The 18,951-nt window shown below is 56.4% G+C and carries 14 protein-coding genes and 1 pseudogene; 7 read left to right on the forward strand and 8 right to left on the reverse strand.

Annotated features, from left to right (window positions below; translation table 11 throughout):
• Positions 1–26: 26 nt before the first annotated feature.
• A complete protein-coding gene (glpK, locus tag HP15_RS10780; protein WP_014577505.1) occupies positions 27–1,499 on the reverse strand; it encodes a glycerol kinase GlpK in 1,473 nt (490 codons plus the stop codon).
• A 204-nt stretch (positions 1,500–1,703) separates the two neighbouring features.
• On the opposite strand from glpK, the pseudogene HP15_RS10785 reads away from it, so the two are divergent.
• Positions 1,704–2,460 (forward strand): annotated as a pseudogene (locus HP15_RS10785) (DeoR/GlpR family transcriptional regulator).
• A gap of 179 nt (positions 2,461–2,639) precedes the next feature.
• A complete protein-coding gene (gene glpD / locus HP15_RS10790) occupies positions 2,640–4,169 on the forward strand; it encodes a glycerol-3-phosphate dehydrogenase (RefSeq protein ID WP_041645295.1) in 1,530 nt (509 codons plus the stop codon).
• 302 nt (positions 4,170–4,471) lie between these two features.
• On the opposite strand, the gene HP15_RS10795 is transcribed toward glpD, so the two are convergent.
• The gene (locus HP15_RS10795; protein ID WP_014577508.1) at positions 4,472–5,599 is read right to left on the reverse strand and encodes a porin family protein; all 1,128 of its coding nucleotides are present in this window, start codon (positions 5,597–5,599) and stop codon (positions 4,472–4,474) included.
• Positions 5,600–5,969: 370 nt separating this feature from the next.
• Between HP15_RS10795 and HP15_RS10800 the strand changes: the two genes are divergently transcribed.
• Positions 5,970–7,721 carry an ABC transporter substrate-binding protein gene (locus HP15_RS10800; protein ID WP_041645296.1) on the forward strand — a complete coding sequence of 584 codons (1,752 nt, stop codon included), beginning with the start codon at positions 5,970–5,972 and terminating at the stop codon, positions 7,719–7,721.
• 51 nt (positions 7,722–7,772) lie between these two features.
• On the opposite strand, the gene HP15_RS10805 is transcribed toward HP15_RS10800, so the two are convergent.
• A complete protein-coding gene (locus HP15_RS10805; protein ID WP_041645298.1) occupies positions 7,773–8,381 on the reverse strand; it encodes a uracil-DNA glycosylase family protein in 609 nt (202 codons plus the stop codon).
• A gap of 92 nt (positions 8,382–8,473) precedes the next feature.
• Here HP15_RS10805 and HP15_RS10810 point away from each other — a divergent pair, with 92 nt between their 5' ends.
• A complete protein-coding gene (locus HP15_RS10810) occupies positions 8,474–9,214 on the forward strand; it encodes a nitroreductase family protein (protein WP_014577511.1) in 741 nt (246 codons plus the stop codon).
• A gap of 21 nt (positions 9,215–9,235) precedes the next feature.
• Here the strand turns inward: HP15_RS10810 and HP15_RS10815 are convergent, their stop codons facing one another.
• Both HP15_RS10815 and edd read right to left on the reverse strand, forming a co-directional pair.
• Entirely contained in the window at positions 9,236–10,201 is a 966-nt protein-coding gene (locus tag HP15_RS10815) for a glucokinase (protein WP_014577512.1), read from the reverse strand.
• Positions 10,198–12,018 (reverse strand): phosphogluconate dehydratase, encoded by a 1,821-nt coding sequence (gene edd, locus HP15_RS10820; protein ID WP_041645299.1) that lies wholly within the window; start codon positions 12,016–12,018, stop codon positions 10,198–10,200. The genes HP15_RS10815 and edd overlap by 4 nt, the downstream gene beginning before the upstream one ends.
• A gap of 169 nt (positions 12,019–12,187) precedes the next feature.
• On the opposite strand from edd, the gene gap reads away from it, so the two are divergent.
• Entirely contained in the window at positions 12,188–13,192 is a 1,005-nt protein-coding gene (gap, locus tag HP15_RS10825) for a type I glyceraldehyde-3-phosphate dehydrogenase (protein ID WP_014577514.1), read from the forward strand.
• A 68-nt stretch (positions 13,193–13,260) separates the two neighbouring features.
• Entirely contained in the window at positions 13,261–14,709 is a 1,449-nt protein-coding gene (pyk, locus tag HP15_RS10830; RefSeq protein ID WP_014577515.1) for a pyruvate kinase, read from the forward strand.
• Positions 14,710–14,991: 282 nt separating this feature from the next.
• Here pyk and HP15_RS10835 read toward each other — a convergent pair whose 3' ends face one another.
• From HP15_RS10835 to zwf, 3 genes are read right to left on the reverse strand one after another with little or no spacing between them, the layout of a single operon-like run.
• Complete coding sequence (locus tag HP15_RS10835) at positions 14,992–15,657, reverse strand: bifunctional 4-hydroxy-2-oxoglutarate aldolase/2-dehydro-3-deoxy-phosphogluconate aldolase (protein ID WP_014577516.1); 666 nt, start codon at positions 15,655–15,657, stop codon at positions 14,992–14,994.
• A gap of 17 nt (positions 15,658–15,674) precedes the next feature.
• Positions 15,675–16,388 carry a 6-phosphogluconolactonase gene (gene pgl, locus HP15_RS10840; protein WP_014577517.1) on the reverse strand — a complete coding sequence of 238 codons (714 nt, stop codon included), beginning with the start codon at positions 16,386–16,388 and terminating at the stop codon, positions 15,675–15,677.
• On the reverse strand, positions 16,381–17,856 hold the full coding sequence (gene zwf, locus HP15_RS10845) for a glucose-6-phosphate dehydrogenase (RefSeq protein ID WP_014577518.1): 1,476 nt from the start codon (positions 17,854–17,856) through the stop codon (positions 16,381–16,383). Before zwf ends, pgl begins: the two co-directional genes overlap by 8 nt.
• Before the next feature lie 211 nt (positions 17,857–18,067).
• On the opposite strand from zwf, the gene HP15_RS10850 reads away from it, so the two are divergent.
• Positions 18,068–18,940 carry a MurR/RpiR family transcriptional regulator gene (locus HP15_RS10850; protein WP_008174607.1) on the forward strand — a complete coding sequence of 291 codons (873 nt, stop codon included), beginning with the start codon at positions 18,068–18,070 and terminating at the stop codon, positions 18,938–18,940.
• Positions 18,941–18,951 lie beyond the last annotated feature (11 nt).

An 18,951-nucleotide genomic window follows, 5' to 3' on the forward strand; every position in this document is an offset into this window, starting at 1 on the left:
TTCGTTGCCGCGGCCGCTTTGTTGTGTCAAAGCTTTTGCACCGCTTGGCTCCAGCCGTCGTAGAGCTTATCCCGATGCTCTTTAGTCATAACCGGCTCAAAATTCCGATCGCATCGCCACAAGTCCGAAAGCTCCTCGAGAGAGCCATAGACCCCGGCTTCCAGACCGGCGAGGTAGGCGGCGCCAAGCGCCGTGGTTTCAACCAGTGAAGGTCGATCCACCCGGGCGCCGAGAATGTCTGCCAGGAACTGGAGGACCCAGTTGTTGGCCACCATACCACCGTCGACTCTGAGGTTGACTGGGCGGATACCGTCCTTTTCCATGGCTTTTTGCAGATCCTTGGTCTGGTAGCAGACCGATTGCAGACCTGCCGTCACAATCTCCTTGATACCGGTATCACGAGTCAGGCCGAATATCGCGCCTCTCGCGTTGGGGTCCCAATAAGGTGCCCCAAGCCCGGTAAACGCAGGCACCAGATAGACGCCGTGGTCGACCGGTGTCCCCTCTGCCAACGGCTCTGTTTCACAGGCATCCCGGATAAGCCGAAGCCCGTCCCTCAGCCATTGAATGGTGGCCCCGGCAATGAAAATACTGCCCTCAAGGGCATAGGTAGGCTTGCCATTTACCCGGTACGCCACCGTCGTAAGCAAACGGTGCTTCGACTGCAAAGCCTTGTCGCCAGTATTGAGCATCAGAAAGCAACCCGTGCCGTAGGTGCTTTTCGCCATGCCAATGCCAAAGCAGGTCTGACCGAACAGGGCCGCCTGCTGATCGCCGGCCACCCCCAATACCGAGGTGCCGCTGAGTGCCCCGCCCTCGGTGATCCGCCCGAACTGATCGGCGGAATCCATCACCTCCGGCAACAGCGATTCGGGAATATCGAAAAGTTGCAGAAGCTCCGGATCCCATTTCTGGTTGTGAATGTTGAACAGCAGCGTACGACTGGCATTGGTGGCGTCAGTACGGTGCTCACGGCCACCGGTCAACCGCCACAACAGGAAGCTATCAACCGTCCCGAACGCAAGCTCTCCGCGCTCCGCACGCTCCCTGACTCCAGCGACATTTTCCAGAATCCAGCGGAGTTTGGTGGCCGAGAAATACGGATCAACCAGCAACCCGGTTTTGCTGCTGACCCACGGCTCAAGCCCCTCACTCTTCAGGGATTCGCAGTAGGAGGCTGTCCGCCGGTCCTGCCAGACAATAGCGTTATATACGGGCTCCCCGGTTTGACGATCCCATACCACAGTGGTCTCGCGCTGATTGGTAATGCCCACCGCGATCACTTCATCGCGATCACCACATTCCTCAGCCATCACCGCGTCGCAGGTCTGCTTAACCGATGACCAGAGATCCTCCGGATTGTGCTCTACCCAGCCACTGGCCGGGAAATGCTGCGGAAACTCTTGCTGGCGGGTGGCGTGTATGTTGCCCTGCAGGTCAAAGAGTATGGCTCTGGAACTGGTAGTTCCCTGATCAATGGAGAGTATGTACTGGCTCATAGAATTTCGACCTCGGTTTCTTATTTTTTCGTATTTTTACTTTTTTGAACATAAATGCCAAGTGGTTTTCACGGCAAGCGCGCATCTGGCCAACCTGTCCCGGTAAAAAAGCTGCATAACCCGCTGAAAACCACTAAACTTTGGGAATGTTTTCGGACGCACTATATTTCGCATGAGAAAAATGACAGAGCGGAGGAGGTTTTAATGGCACAGCGTCGCCGACAGGATCTGATTATGGAGCTGATCCAGCAGAACGGTTTCGTCACCACCGAACAGCTGGTAGACCAGTTCAAGGTGACGCCTCAGACCATCCGCCGGGACCTGAATGAACTCGCCAAACAGAAGAAACTCCGCAGGCACCATGGTGGAGCCGGCATTGACTCCAGCACTGTGAACACCGCCTATCAGGCCCGCAAGATCATGGATCTTGAAGCCAAGGAACGAATTGCCGAAGCACTCGTGGAGCTTATTCCTGATAACTCCTCAATGTTCATCAACATCGGCACCACCACCGAAACCATTGCCAAGGCACTGCTTGAGAAAACAACCTGCAGATCGTCACCAACAACCTGCACGTCGCATCTATTCTCTCCGCCAAAGAGACTTCCATGTCATCATTGCCGGTGGGGAAGTACGTAACCGCGACGGCGGCATCGTCGGTGAAGCCACACGGGACTTCATCAATCAGTTCAAAATGGACTTCGGCATTATCGGCATCAGCGGCATTCATAACGATGGCTCCCTGCTCGATTTCGATTACCGCGAAGTCCGCGTCGCCCAGGCAATCATTGCCAACTCCAACCAGGTTCTTCTTGCTGCCGACCATTCCAAGTTCGGGCGCAACGCCATGGTCCGTCTCGGCAGCATCTCCCAGGCTGACCACGTGTTTACCGACCAGCAACCTCCTGTAGAGATCCGCCAATTGCTGACCGAGCATAACGTACAGCTTCATATCGTCTGATTTCTTTTCGGTCCCTCCTGTTCGAAAATGTGACCGCCTCGCTCTTTTCGTTTTTTTCTATTTTTTCCTTTACGAATATCCTTGCCTTTCGCATAATAGTTCCATACCGCTTATTGAACATTGAAAAGTGCGCATCACAACAAAGCGTCTTTTCCAGTGGCGTCAGGAGATGACCAACAATGACTATGGAGCACGAACAGTTTGACGTTATTGTCGTTGGCGGCGGAGTCAACGGCACCGGCATTGCCATGGACGCAGCCGGGCGAGGTCTGAAAGTCCTGCTATGTGAAATGAATGATCTGGCTTCGGCTACCTCATCCAGCAGCAGCAAGCTGATACACGGCGGCCTTCGTTATCTTGAGCACTACGAATTCCGACTGGTCCGGGAGGCACTGGCTGAACGCGAGTCTCTGCTTCGCAACTCGCCACACATCATGTGGCCAATGCGCTTTCGGCTACCTCACCGCCCTCACCTGCGCCCGGCATGGATGATTCGAACCGGCCTCTTCCTTTATGACCATCTGGCAAAGCGTGAGATCCTGCCGGGCTCTCGCTCGATCAAATTCGGGGCAGACGATCCGCTCAAACCCGATATCACCAAGGGCTTTGAGTACTCGGACGGTTGGGTTGACGATGCCCGCCTGGTGGTTCTGACCGCAAAAAAAGCCCAGCAATTCGGTGCGCAGATTCTTACACGCACCAAATGCGTCAAAGCTGAACAGGGCTCCCGAGAGTGGCAAGTGACCCTCCGTGACATGACCGATGAGACCGAGAAAACCGTCTCGGCAAAGGCAATAGTGAACGCTTCGGGCCCCTGGGTGAGCCGGTTGTTCGGAGAAACGCTGTCGATGCCCGCCCCGAAGATGATTCGCATGGTTAAAGGCAGTCATATCGTTGTTCCGAGGCTGAACAAGGGAACCGAAGCCTATATTCTCCAGAACGAAGATGAGCGGATAGTGTTTGTTATTCCCTACGAGGATGAATTTTCGCTCGTGGGCACAACCGACGTGGACTACGAGGGTGACCCTAAAAAAGCCAAGATTTCGCCCGAGGAAACTGATTATCTTCTCAACATTGTGAACTCTCACTTCAAGCGACAACTTGTACCTTCAGATGTGATCTGGTCGTACTCCGGCGTACGCCCTCTGATGGATGATGAGCAGGAAAACGCTCAGAAAGCCTCGCGGGATTATTCTTTTGAGATCAACAGCGAGAAAGGCAAGGCACCGCTGATTTCAGTCTTCGGGGGCAAGATAACGACCTACCGCAAGCTGGCCGAAGCCGCGACTGACAAACTGTGCCAGTTCTTTCCCGAAGCCGGCGGACGCTGGACCAAGAAAGGGGTTTTACCAGGCGGTGACTTTGCCAATCACGAGGCTCTGGAGGAAACTCTGCGTCGCGACTATCCATGGCTCGCCGAGAAGGTCATCAGCCGCTATGTTCGCACTTACGGCACAACCAGCTATGACATTCTCAGAAATTGTACGTCTATGGAAGACCTCGGTATTCATTTCGCCGGAACTCTCTATGAACGTGAGGTCGAACACCTGGTCAAGAACGAGTGGGCCATGACGTCGGAGGATATTCTCTGGCGCAGGACCAAACAGGGGCTATACGCCAGCGACTCCGATATCGAATCCCTGGAACGTTATCTGATGAAAACTGTCACCACTGAAACTCGCAAAACTGCTCTCCACCACAGCGCCTGAAGCTCTCTCAGGCATCCTTGCTCCGGCCGGATAATTCCGCCCGGAGCTTTTTTCGGCGCTTCCACGGCCAGGGATTTTTGGCTTGGGAGAAGTCGGCCAGGCAGAGGAGACTCCTAAAACACGCTGTAAATACTTCCCTGTACGCTCGGCTCCGCCATCCATGGCTCCGGACGGTTTTTAGGAGTCTCCTCTGCCTGCCCTCCCATACATTTTCGGAATCTCGGACAATAAAAAAGGTTGAGGAATTAACCTCAACCTTTTGAGCACCGACTTCCGAGGGTGCTTGCCTCTTTTTGAGACAATCAGAACGTCAGTTGCGAACCAAAGATGATCGCATCGTATTCGCCCTGACCATTCCCCGTGCCCAGTGTCGTGTATTCCGCCATCAGGGTGAGGTGGTCTGTTGCTGCGTAGCGGGCAAACAGCATGGTCAGATCGGTATCGTCACCATCACCGGCGATGAAGTCGTCCTCACCTTCACCATAACTGACACCGAGTGTGGTCCGGTTGATCTGATAGGTTGTTTCAACATACCACTGGCTTGCGTCTTCTTCGTTCGGGTCCAGGCGCGCGGCAAACACACCGTTGCCTGTGCCCTGGGTGATGCCGTAGTTGCCACGAACACTCAGACCACCCAGCGAGACGGAACCACCGAAATCGATACCAGACATAGTGTAGTCATCGAAGGTGCCGGTTTTGGAGTCCACATCCTGGGTAAAGCCACTGGACCAAAGGGAGAAGTTGTCGCCGGAATAGACCACGTTCGCTTCGATGCGGGGCATGGTGTACTCGGCATCAGTAACGCCATCCACTTTCGACGGGCTAAACAGACCAACCTTGAATTGCAGGCCACCCAAGTTGTTGGAGGTGTACATCACACGGGGCGTGAAGTTGGCGTAAAAGTACCCGTTACCGATGCGCCCGGCGGTGGCCGCCACCTGGTCTGGCCCGCCAATGAGGCCGACACCCAACGCGCTGCCGTTATCACCAATGGCAGGAACCCCATAGATCCCGAAGCCTTTTCCTATATTAACCTTGCCAAAATCACCTGCCACTGCAATCTCCGAGACCCGACTGCGGAACTCCGTATTGGCATCACCGGGCGCAATATTGGCATTCATCTGGAAGTGGCCTGACACCTCCAAGCCGTTCTGGGTGGGCGCATAGATGTTCGTTTGCAGTGTTGCGGGGTTAAAACCGGTTGTGATGGTGAAAGAATCCTCATCGGTTGGCTCGTCATAGTTTCCGAACACCGCAAAGATCGGAATATGGCCGTTGAAGCCCGCCTTCCACCCATTATCGGACTCGAAAGAAACTTCCGCCATGACTGGAGAGGAGACACCTGCCGCCAATACCAGTGCGGCTGCCATTGGGGCTTTCCGGAAAGAGCGGTTGTTGGACGATATAAAAACGTTGTTATTTTCGATCATGTTAATTTCCTGTTTTTGTTAGCGCTGAACTTTAGCCAGCCAACCGAAACACCTCGCCAAAAGCCTTAGCCCCGGCCAGGCGCGTGGCAGCCAACTGCGTTAACGAACCGATTTATTTTCGCTTTAAGACAAAACAGTTCGAAACAGCACAAATTTAGCGCTCAAAATTCCAAATGAAAAGTTTATGATCGAAAAAATTTTCGTTTAGACGTGCCGCACATAGGCAAAAATTCCATTTAATGACTTTAACTTGTTGTATTAAAGGTATTAAATCTCAAATAGCCTAATCCTAAAATTTTTCGTTGACGAACCTTTTAGCGAACCATATGATCGTAAATTGTACGAAAAGCAACAAAAACAAGAGACGATCATGAACAAACTCGCGTTGTTAATAGGGCTGACACTACTGATCGGCCCACCGGTAACCGCCGGGCCTCTTTTCGAGTCGCTCTCTGGGGAGAAGCAGTCGCAGATCCGCACGCTGATCGAAGACCATTTCCCGGATTCAACTCTGTCCGCGGATGAACAGGCGGAAGAGCTGGCCTGGTTTGCCCATGCAGCCTCTGAGCTAAAGGGAACAGAGATCTCGGTTCTGTCCGAACAACTGCCGACCCACGATTACGAGGCAGAAGTCCTGGCACCTGCTTTTTCCGAGCTGACGGAGATTCCGGTAACACACGATAGAAGGCCAGAGGGCGAAGTCATTCGCCAGATCAATCTCCAGCGAATCATGGCTGCCAAGGGCCGATACGATGCGTTCGTTAACGACTCAGACATGATCGGCACCCACTCCCGCAGCGGCTGGGCTCTCGCACTCAGCGATTACATGGAGGGCGCGGGCGAGGCATTTACCCTGCCTACCCTGTCACTGGAAGATTTCATTGGGCTGGAATTTGTTACTGGGCCGGATGGGAAGATGTACCAGTTGCCCGATCAGCAGTTCGCCAACCTTTACTGGTTCCGATACGACTGGTTCCAACGCCCGGAACTGAGGGTTCGGTTCATGGAGCGTTACGGTTACGAGCTTGGCGTGCCCGTCAACTGGTCTGCCTATGAAGATATTGCAGAATTTTTCACGGTACACGTTCGGGAAATTGATGGTGAAAGGGTTTACGGCCACATGGACTACGGCAAGCGTGATCCCTCCCTGGGATGGCGCTTCACCGACGCCTGGTTTTCCATGGCAGGCGCGGGTGATCGGGGTATTCCCAACGGCCTGCCCGTCGATGAATGGGGCATTCGTATGGAAGGCTGCCATCCTGTTGGCTCTTCTGTCAGTCGCGGCGGCGCCACCAACAGTCCTGCGGCGGTCTACGCACTGGCAAAATACATAGACTGGTTACAGCGCTTCGCGCCTCCTGAAGCCGCAAACATGACGTTTTCAGAAGCCGGACCCGTGCCGGCCAGAGGCCAGGTAGCACAGCAGATTTTCTGGTATACCGCCTTCACATCCGACATGGCAAAAGAGGGTTTACCCGTCGTCAATGAAGACGGCACTCCGAAATGGCGCATGGCGCCCTCTCCTCGCGGCGCCTATTGGCAAGAGGGAATGAAACTGGGATACCAGGACGTTGGCGCCTGGACCATTCCCAGGGCCATGGGTTCGAACCAGCAGAAAGCAGCTTGGCTTTACGCCCAATTTACCGTCTCGCGTACGGTATCACTGCAGAAGACCCTCTATGGCCTCACCCCGATTCGCCTCTCAGACCTGGAGTCGCCGCAAATGCAAGAAAAAGCGCCGACACTGGGCGGTTTGGTCGAATTCTATCGGAGTCCTGCCAGGACAGCCTGGTCGCCGACGGGTGTGAACGTGCCAGACTATCCCCGCCTGGCCAAACTATGGTGGCCTAACATCGCCGATGCGGTAACAGGCAAAGTCACTCCTCAGCAGGCGCTCGATAACCTGGCCGCAGCGCAGGACAGGACTCTGTCGGTCATTGAGCGTAATTTCCTGGCCGGTGATTGCGGCCCGAAAATGGCAAAGGAAGAGCAATTAAAGGACGCCGACTGGTGGCTGGCGCAGCCGGGCGCGCCCAAACCACGTCTGCGCAACGAGAAACCGCCGGGCAAAACCATCCGATACGAGGATCTGCTCAAGCAGTGGGACGTTGCTGCCAAATGAACACCGATGAAACTAGAGACTCCAGCGGACGTTGCCGGCTGAGCACACCGGCTATCCGTACTCGGGTGCGAGAAGAAGAGCCACCCGACGCTGCAGTTCAGGCACAACATCACTTTCGAACCAGGGATTGCGACGCAGCCACAGGTTGTTTCTCGGGCTGGGATGAGGCATCGGGAGAACATCTGGCCAGTAGTCCTGCCAATGTTGCACGTTGGCTGTTACGGATTTTCGGCCGTCGGCAAGGTGCCAGGCGTGCGCATACTGCCCGATAACCAGCGTGAGCCCAATCTGCGGCAGACGATCCAGCAGCAGGTTCCGCCAGGCTGGCGCGCACTCCGGCCGCGGCGGAAGATCTCCGGACTTGCCTGTGCCCGGATAGCAAAACCCCATCGGCAGGATCGCAAGCTTCTGCTCGTCATAGAAGGTATCCCGGGTAACCCCCATCCATTGCCGAAGCCTATCGCCGCTGGGATCGTTGAAGGGCAGCCCGGTTTCATGCACGCGCCTGCCCGGGGCCTGCCCGACTACGAGAATTCTGGCGCTTTCAGATATCTGAATGACAGGCCTCGGCCCGCGTGGAAGAACGTCGGCGCAAATCGTACACGCCCGCACGCGCCGAACCAGGTCATCGAAGGGAAGCCGGGAAAGGTCCTCTGTCATGAGCGTTCCGTTATCAGGGTGATTGCACATACCGTCATTTCCCGTAACGATAGAGGCACAATCACGACACAACAAGTCTCGAAGGACACATCATGAATGCGAAAGCAGGCTCTCTCCCGCTGCCGGAAATCGATATCGAAGAGTTCCGGAAAGTTGTTCGCACGCGCCGCTCCATCAGGCGCTTCACCGATGAGCCGATTCCTGAGGCAGTGCTTGAAGATTGCCTGGAACTGGCAACCCTGGCTCCGAATTCCAGTAACCTTCAGCCCTGGGAATTTTTCGTTGTCCGCACGCCGGAGCTCAAGGCAAAACTCGCCCACGCCTGTCTTGGCCAGAATGCAGCGAAAACTGCCGCTGCGCTGATCGTAGTGGTTGCCCGACCGGATAGCTGGCGGGCTCATGCACGGCAAGCTCTTGAGGATTGGCCAGAAGAAAAACTGCCGCCCATCGTTGAAAAATACTACCGCAAAGTCGCCCCCATTCATTACAACCAGGGGCCGCTCGGTATTCTGGGGTTAGTGAAAAAAGCGGCAGGCCTTGCGGTGGGAATGACCAGGCCGGTGCCCCGGGGGCCCTACTCCAATTGCGAGATGAAAATCTGGGCTACCAAATCCACAGCCCTGGCTGCCCAGAACCTGATGCTTGCGCTCCGCGCCCACGGGTATGATTCCTGCCCCATGGAGGGTTTTGACGAGCATCGAGTGAAGAAGCTGATTAATCTGCCCGGAAAAGGATTGGTAACCATGGTACTGGCAGCCGGCCGACGGGCTGAAAACGGCGTCTATAACCGCCAGTACCGTTTTGATCAGCGCCAGATGGTGCACTACCTCTGATCCAGTAACGGCAATCCGGCCTCATACTTCCGGATTGCCCAGTGCCTCGGCAGCCCCCAGCAGGCCGGTGTAGGGCTCAGTGACCACATAAACAGGTGTGAACTCCAGCAGCGGGCGCATTCTTCCCTTATCCTCAAAGCCATTTCGGAACGGGCTTTCGAGAAAGAACTCGAGGAAACGGGGCAGGATTCCGCCACACAGGAAGACACCGCCTGTGCTACCCAGGGTCAGAACGCCATTGCCGGCTACCCGACCGAGAATTTCACAGAAATGGCTGAGCGTGTGGCGAGCCAGCCTGTCGGTGTTTTCTACCGCAGCCGCGGTGATTTTCTCCGGCGCATCCAGTGGCGCCGCAACGCCCTGAATCTCCGCATGGGCCTGATACAGGTTCAACAAGCCCTGACCGCACAGAATCCGTTCCACGGACACCCGGCCAAACCGGGCCTTGAGAATCCGCAGCACAGCCATTTCGGCATCGTCCGTGGGCGCGAAATCCACGTGGCCACCCTCGGTCATCAACGGCACCCAGCCATGCTCGATGGGCACTAACCCTGAAACACCGAGCCCGGTTCCCGGACCCATCACCAGCCTGGGGCGCCGGCTGTCACCGGGGCCGCCGCAAACATGCACCAGATGGTCGTTCGCAACGTGAGGAACGCCGAGGGCCATGGCGGTAAAATCGTTGATCACCTTGAACCTGGACCAGCCAAACTGTGCGCGGACTTCTTCGGTATCAAAAAGCCAGTGGTTGTTGGTCATCCGAACCTGGGTCCCGCGAACCGGTGAGGCAACAGCCAGACAGGCCCCATCGACCTCCGAAACCCCAACCCTAGCCAGGTAATCCCGCACTGCGTCATCGAGGTTCGCGTATTCCCCGCAGGGCAAAATCTTGATGGCGCGAGGCTGCACGGTTCCCTGCTCTACCAGTGCAAAACGCGCATTGGTGCCACCAATATCACCGACCAGTGAATAGTGTGTTGCTGTCATGCCTCGTGATTCCAGAAAAAGCTGGCCCCTTCCTCGGGATTGCTGGCAGCGCGTCGCATCCAGCCGAACAACTCCCGACCATAGCCGTGATGATACCCGGTCAGGTCCGCTTTTTCAGATTCCCGGCCGGCGAACTCCTGATCATCCAGGCGGATGGCAAGAACACCACTCTCGGCATCCAGACAAACCATGTCGCCATTCTTGACCTTGGCCAGCGGGCCACCGTCCAGCGCCTCCGGGTAGACATGGATCGCCGCAGGCACCTTGCCCGACGCACCGGACATACGGCCATCCGTCACCAGACCAACCTTGAATCCGCGATCCTGCAACACGCCAAGGTAGGGGGTAAGCTTGTGCAGCTCTGGCATACCATTGCTCTTGGGACCCTGGAAACGCACGATCACAATACAATCCCTGTCCAGATCCCCTGCCTCAAAGGCTGCCTTGAGTTCGTTCTGGTCGTTGAACACAACGGCCGGCGCTTCAACTTTACGGTGCTCCGGGGCAACGGCAGAGACCTTGATAACGCCCCGACCGAGGTTGCCATCAAGCACCCTCAGCCCACCATCGGGTGCAAACGGCTCGGCAACCGGGCTGAGCACATCCGGGCGAAGACTTTTTTCCGGCGCGGGCTTCCACACCAGTTGCTCATCCGACAACTCCGGCATCTCGGTATAGCGCTCAAGGCCATAGCCAACCACTGTGTTCACATCGTTATGCACGTATCCGCCGCTCAGCAGTTCCCTGATCAGGAACGGCGTTCCGCCAGCCTCGTGGAACGCATTCACGTCTTCCTGCCCGTTAGGGTAGATCCGGGTCATGGACGGAACCACGGAGGAAAGCTCGGCGTAGTCGTTCCAGTCGATGATGATCCCCGCCGCCCGGGCAATCGCTATCCAGTGAATGGTGTGATTGGTGGAACCGCCAGTAACCAGCAGCGCCACCAGAGCATTGACAATGCTCTTTTCATCCACCATATCGCCCAGACCCAGCTCGCCACCGTGAGGCTTGGACAGCCTGATCACCTGCTCGGTCGCCGCCCGGGTAAGCTCATCACGGAGCGGCGTATTGGGGTTCACAAACGCAGACCCCGGCATATGCAGGCCCATGACTTCCACCAACAGCTGGTTGCTGTTGGCGGTGCCGTAAAACGTACAGGTGCCGGGGCTGTGATAGGACTTGCTCTCGGCCTCCAGCAATTCTTCCTTGCCAACTTTGCCCTCGGCGTAAAGCTGGCGGATCCGCTGTTTCTCCTTGTTCGGGAGCCCTGAAGGCATTGGACCTGCCGGAAGCAGAATAGTGGGCAGATAGCCGAAGCTCAGCGAGCCTATCAGAAGGCCAGGCACAATCTTGTCGCAGATCCCCAAAAGCAGCGTGGCATCGAACATGTTGTGACTGAGGGCCACGGCCGTACTCATGGCAATGGTGTCCCGGGAGAACAGACTCAGCTCCATACCCGGCTGGCCCTGGGTTACGCCGTCACACATGGCCGGCGTACCCCCGGCCACCTGAGCCACCGACCCCATTCCACGGGCCGCCTCCCGAATAATATCCGGGAACTTTTCGTAGGGTTGGTGGGCCGAAAGCATATCGTTATAGGCCGTTACCATGGCCACGTTGGCCTTGTTCATGAATTTCAGGGTGTCTTTGTCACCCTGATTACAGGCCGCGAAACCGTGGGCCAGATTGCCGCAGGACAGAGAGCTCCGGTGTGGAGACTGGGCTTTGAGGGCATTCATGCGGTTCAGGTAATCCTGCCGCGTTGGGTGACTGCGCTCGATGATTCTCTGGGTAACCTTATCTACGGTCGGGTGCATGGTGGGCTCCATTGCGTAATTTATTAGAGTGGTCGTTTTTAGACGTAATTTTACTTCCTTTTTTTGGCATTTCCACCGGTTAATCGTTCATTTCTTCTTTTTTTGTTGTTATATTTACTACATTACTGAGGTAAAACGAACAAAAAACGACCACCCAAGGAGTCAGACAATGACGATCCGTATCGCAATCAACGGTTTTGGCCGCATCGGTCGCAATGTTCTCAGAGCATTGTATGAAGTTAACTACCGGAGCCAGCTACAGGTTGTTGCCATTAACGACCTTGGCGACGCCGAAACCAACGCCCATTTGCTCAAGTATGACAGTGTTCATGGTCGATTTGAGGCCGATGTCAGCCACGACTCAGAATCGCTGACAGTGAACGGCGACCGCATTGCTATCACAGCACTGCGCAACCCCGAAGAACTGCCCTGGAAAGATCACCGTGTCGACGTTGTTTTCGAGTGCACCGGGCTTTTCACCAAACGGGACAAGGCGGCAGCTCACCTGAAAGCCGGCGCGCGCAAGGTTATCATCTCTGCACCCAGCCCCGATGCGGATGCCATGATTGTCTACGGCGTGAATCACGAAACCCTGACCACCAATCACGACATTATCTCCAACGCGTCTTGCACTACCAACTGCCTGGCACCGGTTGTCGAAGCCTTGCACAAGGCCATCGGCATCGAGAGTGGCCTGATGACCACCATCCACTCCTACACCAACGACCAGAAACTGAGCGACGTGTACCACTCTGATCTTTACCGCGCTCGCTCTGCCACTCAATCGATGATTCCAACGAAGACCGGCGCGGCTGCCGCCATTGGCAAGGTTATTCCGGAACTTGAGGGAAAGCTTGATGGCCTCGCAGTTCGCGTCCCCACCATCAACGTATCATTGGTGGACTTTGGCTTTATCGCCAGCCGCGAAACGACCGTTGACGAAGTAAACGAGGCGATAAAAACAGCGGCCGAGAAAAATCCGGTTCTTGGTTATAATATCGAGAAACTGGTCAGCATCGACTTCAATCACAACGCACTTTCCAGCATCTATGATGCCAACCACACCCGCGTTCTGGGTCGTCACGTAAAAGTCATGGCCTGGTACGATAATGAATGGGGCTTCTCGAATCGTATGCTGGATAATGCCCTCGCCCTCCTCGAGGCCGGCCAGTAAATCTGGCCGTTTCAGCTGATTCCGCTACTCTTTTCGAGACCATTTTGAAGAACCAAAGGACACCAACCATGCTCAGGCGTACCAAGATTGTCGCCACTCTCGGCCCGGCCACCGATTCACCGGAATCCCTCGCGGCCATTATCGCCGCCGGTGTGGATGTCACCCGACTCAACTTTTCCCACGGCAGCGCCGAAGAGCACATCGGCCGCGCTCGCCGGGTTCGCGAAGCAGCAGCGGCCCAAGGCCGGTTTGTCGCTTTGCTGGCCGATTTGCAGGGCCCCAAGTTGCGCATCGCACGGTTCTCGGAGAACAAGGTCACCCTCAAGGCAGGCCAGACGTTTATCCTGGACGCTGCCATGGACAAGGAGGCGGGTACCGAGGAAAAGGTCGGCATCGACTACGAGCAACTGATCGAAGATGTGGAACCGGGAGACATTCTGGTTCTGGACGATGGCCGCATTGAGATGGAAGTGCAGTCGGTCAGCGACCACAGCATCACTTCCACCGTGCTTATCGGAGGTCCGCTCTCGAACAACAAGGGCCTGAACAAGCGCGGCGGCGGCCTGTCCGCCGATGCACTGACGGAGAAAGACAAACAGGATATCGTGACGGCCGCCAAACTGGGCGCGGATTACGTGGCGGTTTCGTTTGTGCGTACTGCCGAGGATATGCACATCGCCCGGCGCCTGCTGAAAGAGGCAGGCTCCGACGCAGGCCTGGTCGCGAAAATCGAACGGGCGGAACTGGCCGACGATGTGGAAGCCCTGGACGCGGTAATCGAAGCATCCGATGCCGTGATGGTTGCCCGTGGCGATCTCGCCGTTGAAATCGGCGACGCCCAGTTGGTGGGCGTACAGAAGCACATCATCTCCCGCGCCCGCGTTCTCAACCGCGCGGTGATCACGGCCACGCAGATGATGGAGTCTATGATCACCAGCCCGATGCCAACGCGAGCCGAAGTCTCAGACGTTGCCAACGCGGTGATGGACTACACTGATGCAGTGATGCTGTCTGCGGAAACAGCCGTGGGCGATTATCCCAAGGAAGCAGTCGAAGCCATGGTGCGCATCTGCCTGGGCGCAGAGAAGCATCCGTCGATGCATCAGTCCAAACACCGGATTCACGAGAGCATGGAGGAAGTTGATGAAGCTATCGCTCTTTCCGCCATGTACGCCGCGAACCACCTTGAGGGTGTCTCGGCCATTATCTGCATGACCGAGACGGGTGCCACGCCGAGGTTGATGTCTCGCATCAAGTCGAGCCTGCCAATCTTTGCGTTTTCGCGCCATCACTCCACCCAGCATCGGGTCGTTATGTTCCGTGGCGTTCAAACGGTGCCTTTCGATTCAGCCAAGATTCCGAACGAGCGGACCAATGCGCTGGCGGTGTCGGAGCTGGTGAATCGCGGAGCAGTCAAGGATGGTGATCTGGTGGTGATTACCAAGGGTGATTATGTGAATGCCCAGGGTGGAACCAATACCATGAAGATTGTTCGGGTTGGGTCGGATATCCGCTGATTATTTCTTCCCGATTAGCCCGCCGTCGGCGGTGGAAGACCTTGTAGCCTGAGGTTCTTGTGCCGGGCGGCAGTGGGGTTCCCCTTTCCAAAAACCGCTACGAGCACATCCATGTGCGCTTGGCTGTGGCCATCCTTGGCCACAGACATTTTTGGAAAGGGGAACCCCACTCCCTCGTTCAGAATGTTGCAGTTTTCTCGGCGTGACAGTTTCTCGAGTATTGAGAACTAAGCACGTAGGTCGGATTAGCCGCAGGCGTAATCCGACAAAATCCAAGCATAATTACAGTGCCAGATCAGCAAGGCTCCCCCGCGCAATCTCGGTAATCTGCGCCCAGTCCTTGGCCGCGACCAAATCTGCAGGGGTCAACCAGGTGCCACCAACGGCCTGGACGTTGCCCAGTGCCAGGTAGTCTGCCGCGGTGTTGCGGCGTATGCCGCCGGTTGGGCAGAAAGTGACGTCCGGGAATGGCCCGCTGAAGGCTTTGAGGGCCGGGATGCCGCCGGCGACTTCGGCGGGGAAGAATTTGAATTCGCGGTACCCGAGGTTATAGCCAATCATCATTTCCGAGATGGTGGCAATGCCCGGCAACAGCGGGGCTTCAGAGGTCAGGCCGAATTCCAGGATGGCTTCGGTTACGCCCGGGGTGATTACGAACTGGGCGCCAGCGGCCTCTACCTGTCGGTACTGGGCAATGCTGGTAACGGTGCCCGCGCCCACCCAGGCGTCCGGGATGGCTTTACGGACTTCTTCGATGGCTTTTAGGCCGTGTTCAGTGCGCAGGGTAATTTCGAGGACGTTGATGCCGCCATCAACGAGAGCCTGGCAAAGGGGCACGGCGTCGTCGAGGTCCTGAATGGCGATGACCGGCACCAGAGGTGAGGATTGCAGTACTGCCCTGACGCGCTCGCGGTGGTAATCGGAAAGTTGGCTCACGGTTTTCTCCATAACAAATGTCGGGCGTTTCAGGGACTCCAGAACACCTGGAGGCCTGGTTTCAGGAAAGCTCTGATTGGCATCTCGAGCACCTTGTCCGGTTCAGACATAGCACGGTCCAGTGTCTGCAGTTTGTCCTCGCCCTTCAGATGCAACGCGGTGAATCGGGCATCTCTAAGGGGTGGCCAGGTCAAGGTGATGCGCTTCTGCGGCTGCGACGCGGGCGTGGCGGGCGCAACGATTTCCTGGCATTCAGGATTCATCGCACTTTCCAATTCGGGTGCGTCGGGAAACAGTGAGGCGGTATGGCCGTCGTTGCCCATACCAAGAATCAGCACGTCGATGGGCAGGGCCAGGTCCGCCAGCTCAGCCTTCACCCGCTCAAGTCCCTCTGAGGGTGTCGCACCAGGCTGTTTGAGCGACAGGAACCGGGCCGAGGCCGCCTTATTCTTCAGCAGGTTCTCCCGAACCAGGCGGGTATTGCTGGCGTCATCGTTTTCTTCCACCCAACGCTCATCCGCCAGCAGAACGTCTACCCTGCCCCAGTCCAGATCCTTGCCGGACAGCGCTCTGAAAAATGGCAGCGGCGTGGAACCGCCGGATACCACCAGGCTCGCCCTGGGCGCTTCTCTCAGGCGGGCCGTCAGAAATCCCGCCACGGCATCAGCAAGATCCAAGGCCACGCCATTAGCCGTGTCACCTGAACGGTCGCTGACACCCTCGGGCAAACGCAGATCACACATCTTCATACCAGCTCCTGCCATCCCGGGTAATCATGGCGATGGAAGCAACGGGGCCCCAGGTTCCCGCCGCGTAACGTTTTGGCGGCTCGCCGCCATCCTTCCAGTTCCGAATAACCTGATCGACCCAGCGCCAGGCATACTCCACCTCGTCACGGCGCACGAACAGGTACTGGTTACCCTTCATTACCTCCCACAGCAAACGCTCGTAGGCATCGGGAATCCGATCGGTAACAAAGGTCTCAGAAAAGGTGAGCTCCAGAGGGCCTTGACGAAGTCGCATGCCCTTATCCAGGCCCTGGTCCTTGGTGAGGATCTTCAGGGCCATGCCTTCGTCAGGCTGAAGACGGATAATCAGCTTGTTGTTGGCAAGGTGCTTCTGGTCCGGATCAAAAATGTAATGCGGCGCAGGCTTGAAGTGGATGATGATCTGGGACAGCTTTTCGGGGAGGCGTTTACCAGTGCGAATGTAAAACGGGACACCTGACCAGCGCCAGTTGTCGATCTCTGCTTTCAGCGCAACGAAAGTCTCAGTAGCGCTGCCCTTGTTTGCCCCCTCCTCTTCCAGATAGCCGGGCACCGGCCTGCCGTTACTGGTGCCGGCGGTGTACTGGCCACGCACCACGTAACTGTCCATCATATCGGGCGTTATGCGCTTCAAGGCCTTGAGAACCTTGACCTTCTCATCCCGGATGCTGTCGGCAGACAGGTCCGAGGGCGGGTCCATGGCGATCAGGCACAGCAGCTGAAGCAGGTGATTCTGGATCATATCGCGAATCTGGCCAGCTTTGTCGAAATAGCCCCACCGTCCCTCAATGCCAACGCTCTCGGCCACCGTGATCTCAACGTGAGAAATGTGGTTCTGGTCCCACTGGGAGGCAAACAGGTTGTTGGCAAAACGCAGAGCGATCAGGTTCTGGACCGTTTCCTTACCCAGGTAATGATCAATCCGGAACAGCTGGTTCTCGTTGTAGACCTCGCCAAGCTCATCGTTGATCACCTTCGACGACTCCAGGTCGTGACCGATCGGCTTCTCGACCACCACCCGCGTCTTCTCGGTGCAGCAACTTGCGGCCCGCAGATTTCGGGCTATGACGCCATACATGGACGGCGGGGTGGCCATATAAACAATAAGCTCATTATTGGCATCATCACGCCACTCGTTGAGCACACCAAAAGCGTCGGGTTCGTTAAAATCCAGAATCTGGTAATCGACCCGCTTAAGGAAGGATTCGGCGAGTCCAGCATCGAACTCTTCCGGCTTTACGTACTGCTTCAGCTTGTCAAACAACTGCTGGCGCACGGTCTCGTTATCGGCATCTGAGCGGGCAATGGCCAGAACCCGGCTCCCCTCCGCCAAGAGGTTGGCGCGCTCAAGCTGGTACAGCGCCGGAAACAGTTTTCGCTGGGCAAGGTCACCCAAGGCTCCGAAGAGCATCAGGTCACAACGGGTATTGATCTTGTTGACCATTGGTTCCTTCTCTCTGGTGGGCAGTCCGTCGCAAAAACTCGACGACAGAACTCAATGTAGTAATTTTAACCAAATAATGACATCCAAAAATCGTTTTTCCAAGAAAAAACTGCGTTTCGTGATACTTTTACTACCCCAAAACCGGTAAAAAAGCGGTATAATCACCGCGTTTTCAAGACAACGACCGCCCATGATTCAGGGAGTACCATTGATGGCCGCGAACCAGGCGCACCGTGACGACAATCTGCTTGAGGACATCCAGTCCAGGCTGGAGACCCTTAACAAATCCGAGCGGAAAGTGGCCGAGGCCATTCTCCGTGACCCAAGCGCGGCCACCCGTTACAGCATAGCTGCCCTGGCGAGAGCCGCCGACGTCAGCGAACCCACCGTTAACCGTTTCTGCCGGGGTTTCTCGGCAACAGGTTTCCCGGATTTCAAGATTCGCCTCGCCCAGAGTATCGCCACCGGCACCCCCTATATCGGCCAGAACGTGGAGCCCGACGACACCGTTGCCGAATTCGCCGACAAGATCATGCTCAGTACCATTGCCAGCCTGGACAAGGCTCGGCAAGCGCTGGACCCGAAAGCCCTGGCAACGGCCATCGATTACCTGATCCAGGCCAAACAGATCAATTTCTTTGGCATGGGCGGATCTGCTGCCGTGGCTATGGATGCCCAGCACAAGTTCTTCCGCTTCAATATCCCGGTCATGTCCTACGACGACGCCCTGATGCAGCGCATGGTGGCGGCCGGGGCAAACGTGGGCGATGTTATCGTGCTCATTTCCTACACGGGCCGCACCCGGGAAACCGTGGATATCGCGCAACTTGCGCGGGCCAACGGTGCTACGGTGATCGGTATCACCAACCCCGATTCCCCCCTGGCGGAAAGCTGCACGGTGGTGCTGGGCGTCACCGCGCCGGAGGACACTGAGGTCTATATGCCAATGTCCTCTCGCATCATTCATCTGAGCGTTATCGACATTCTTGCAACCGGCGTAACCCTCAAACGCGGCGCGGATTTCCTCGGGCACCTCAAGAAGATCAAGGAAAGCCTCAAGCCCACCCGCTTCCCACCGACCTGAGCCTCAGTGCC

Origin of the sequence: Marinobacter adhaerens HP15, assembly GCF_000166295.1 — a bacterium.
GTDB classification, from domain to species: Bacteria; Pseudomonadota; Gammaproteobacteria; order Pseudomonadales; family Oleiphilaceae; genus Marinobacter; species Marinobacter adhaerens.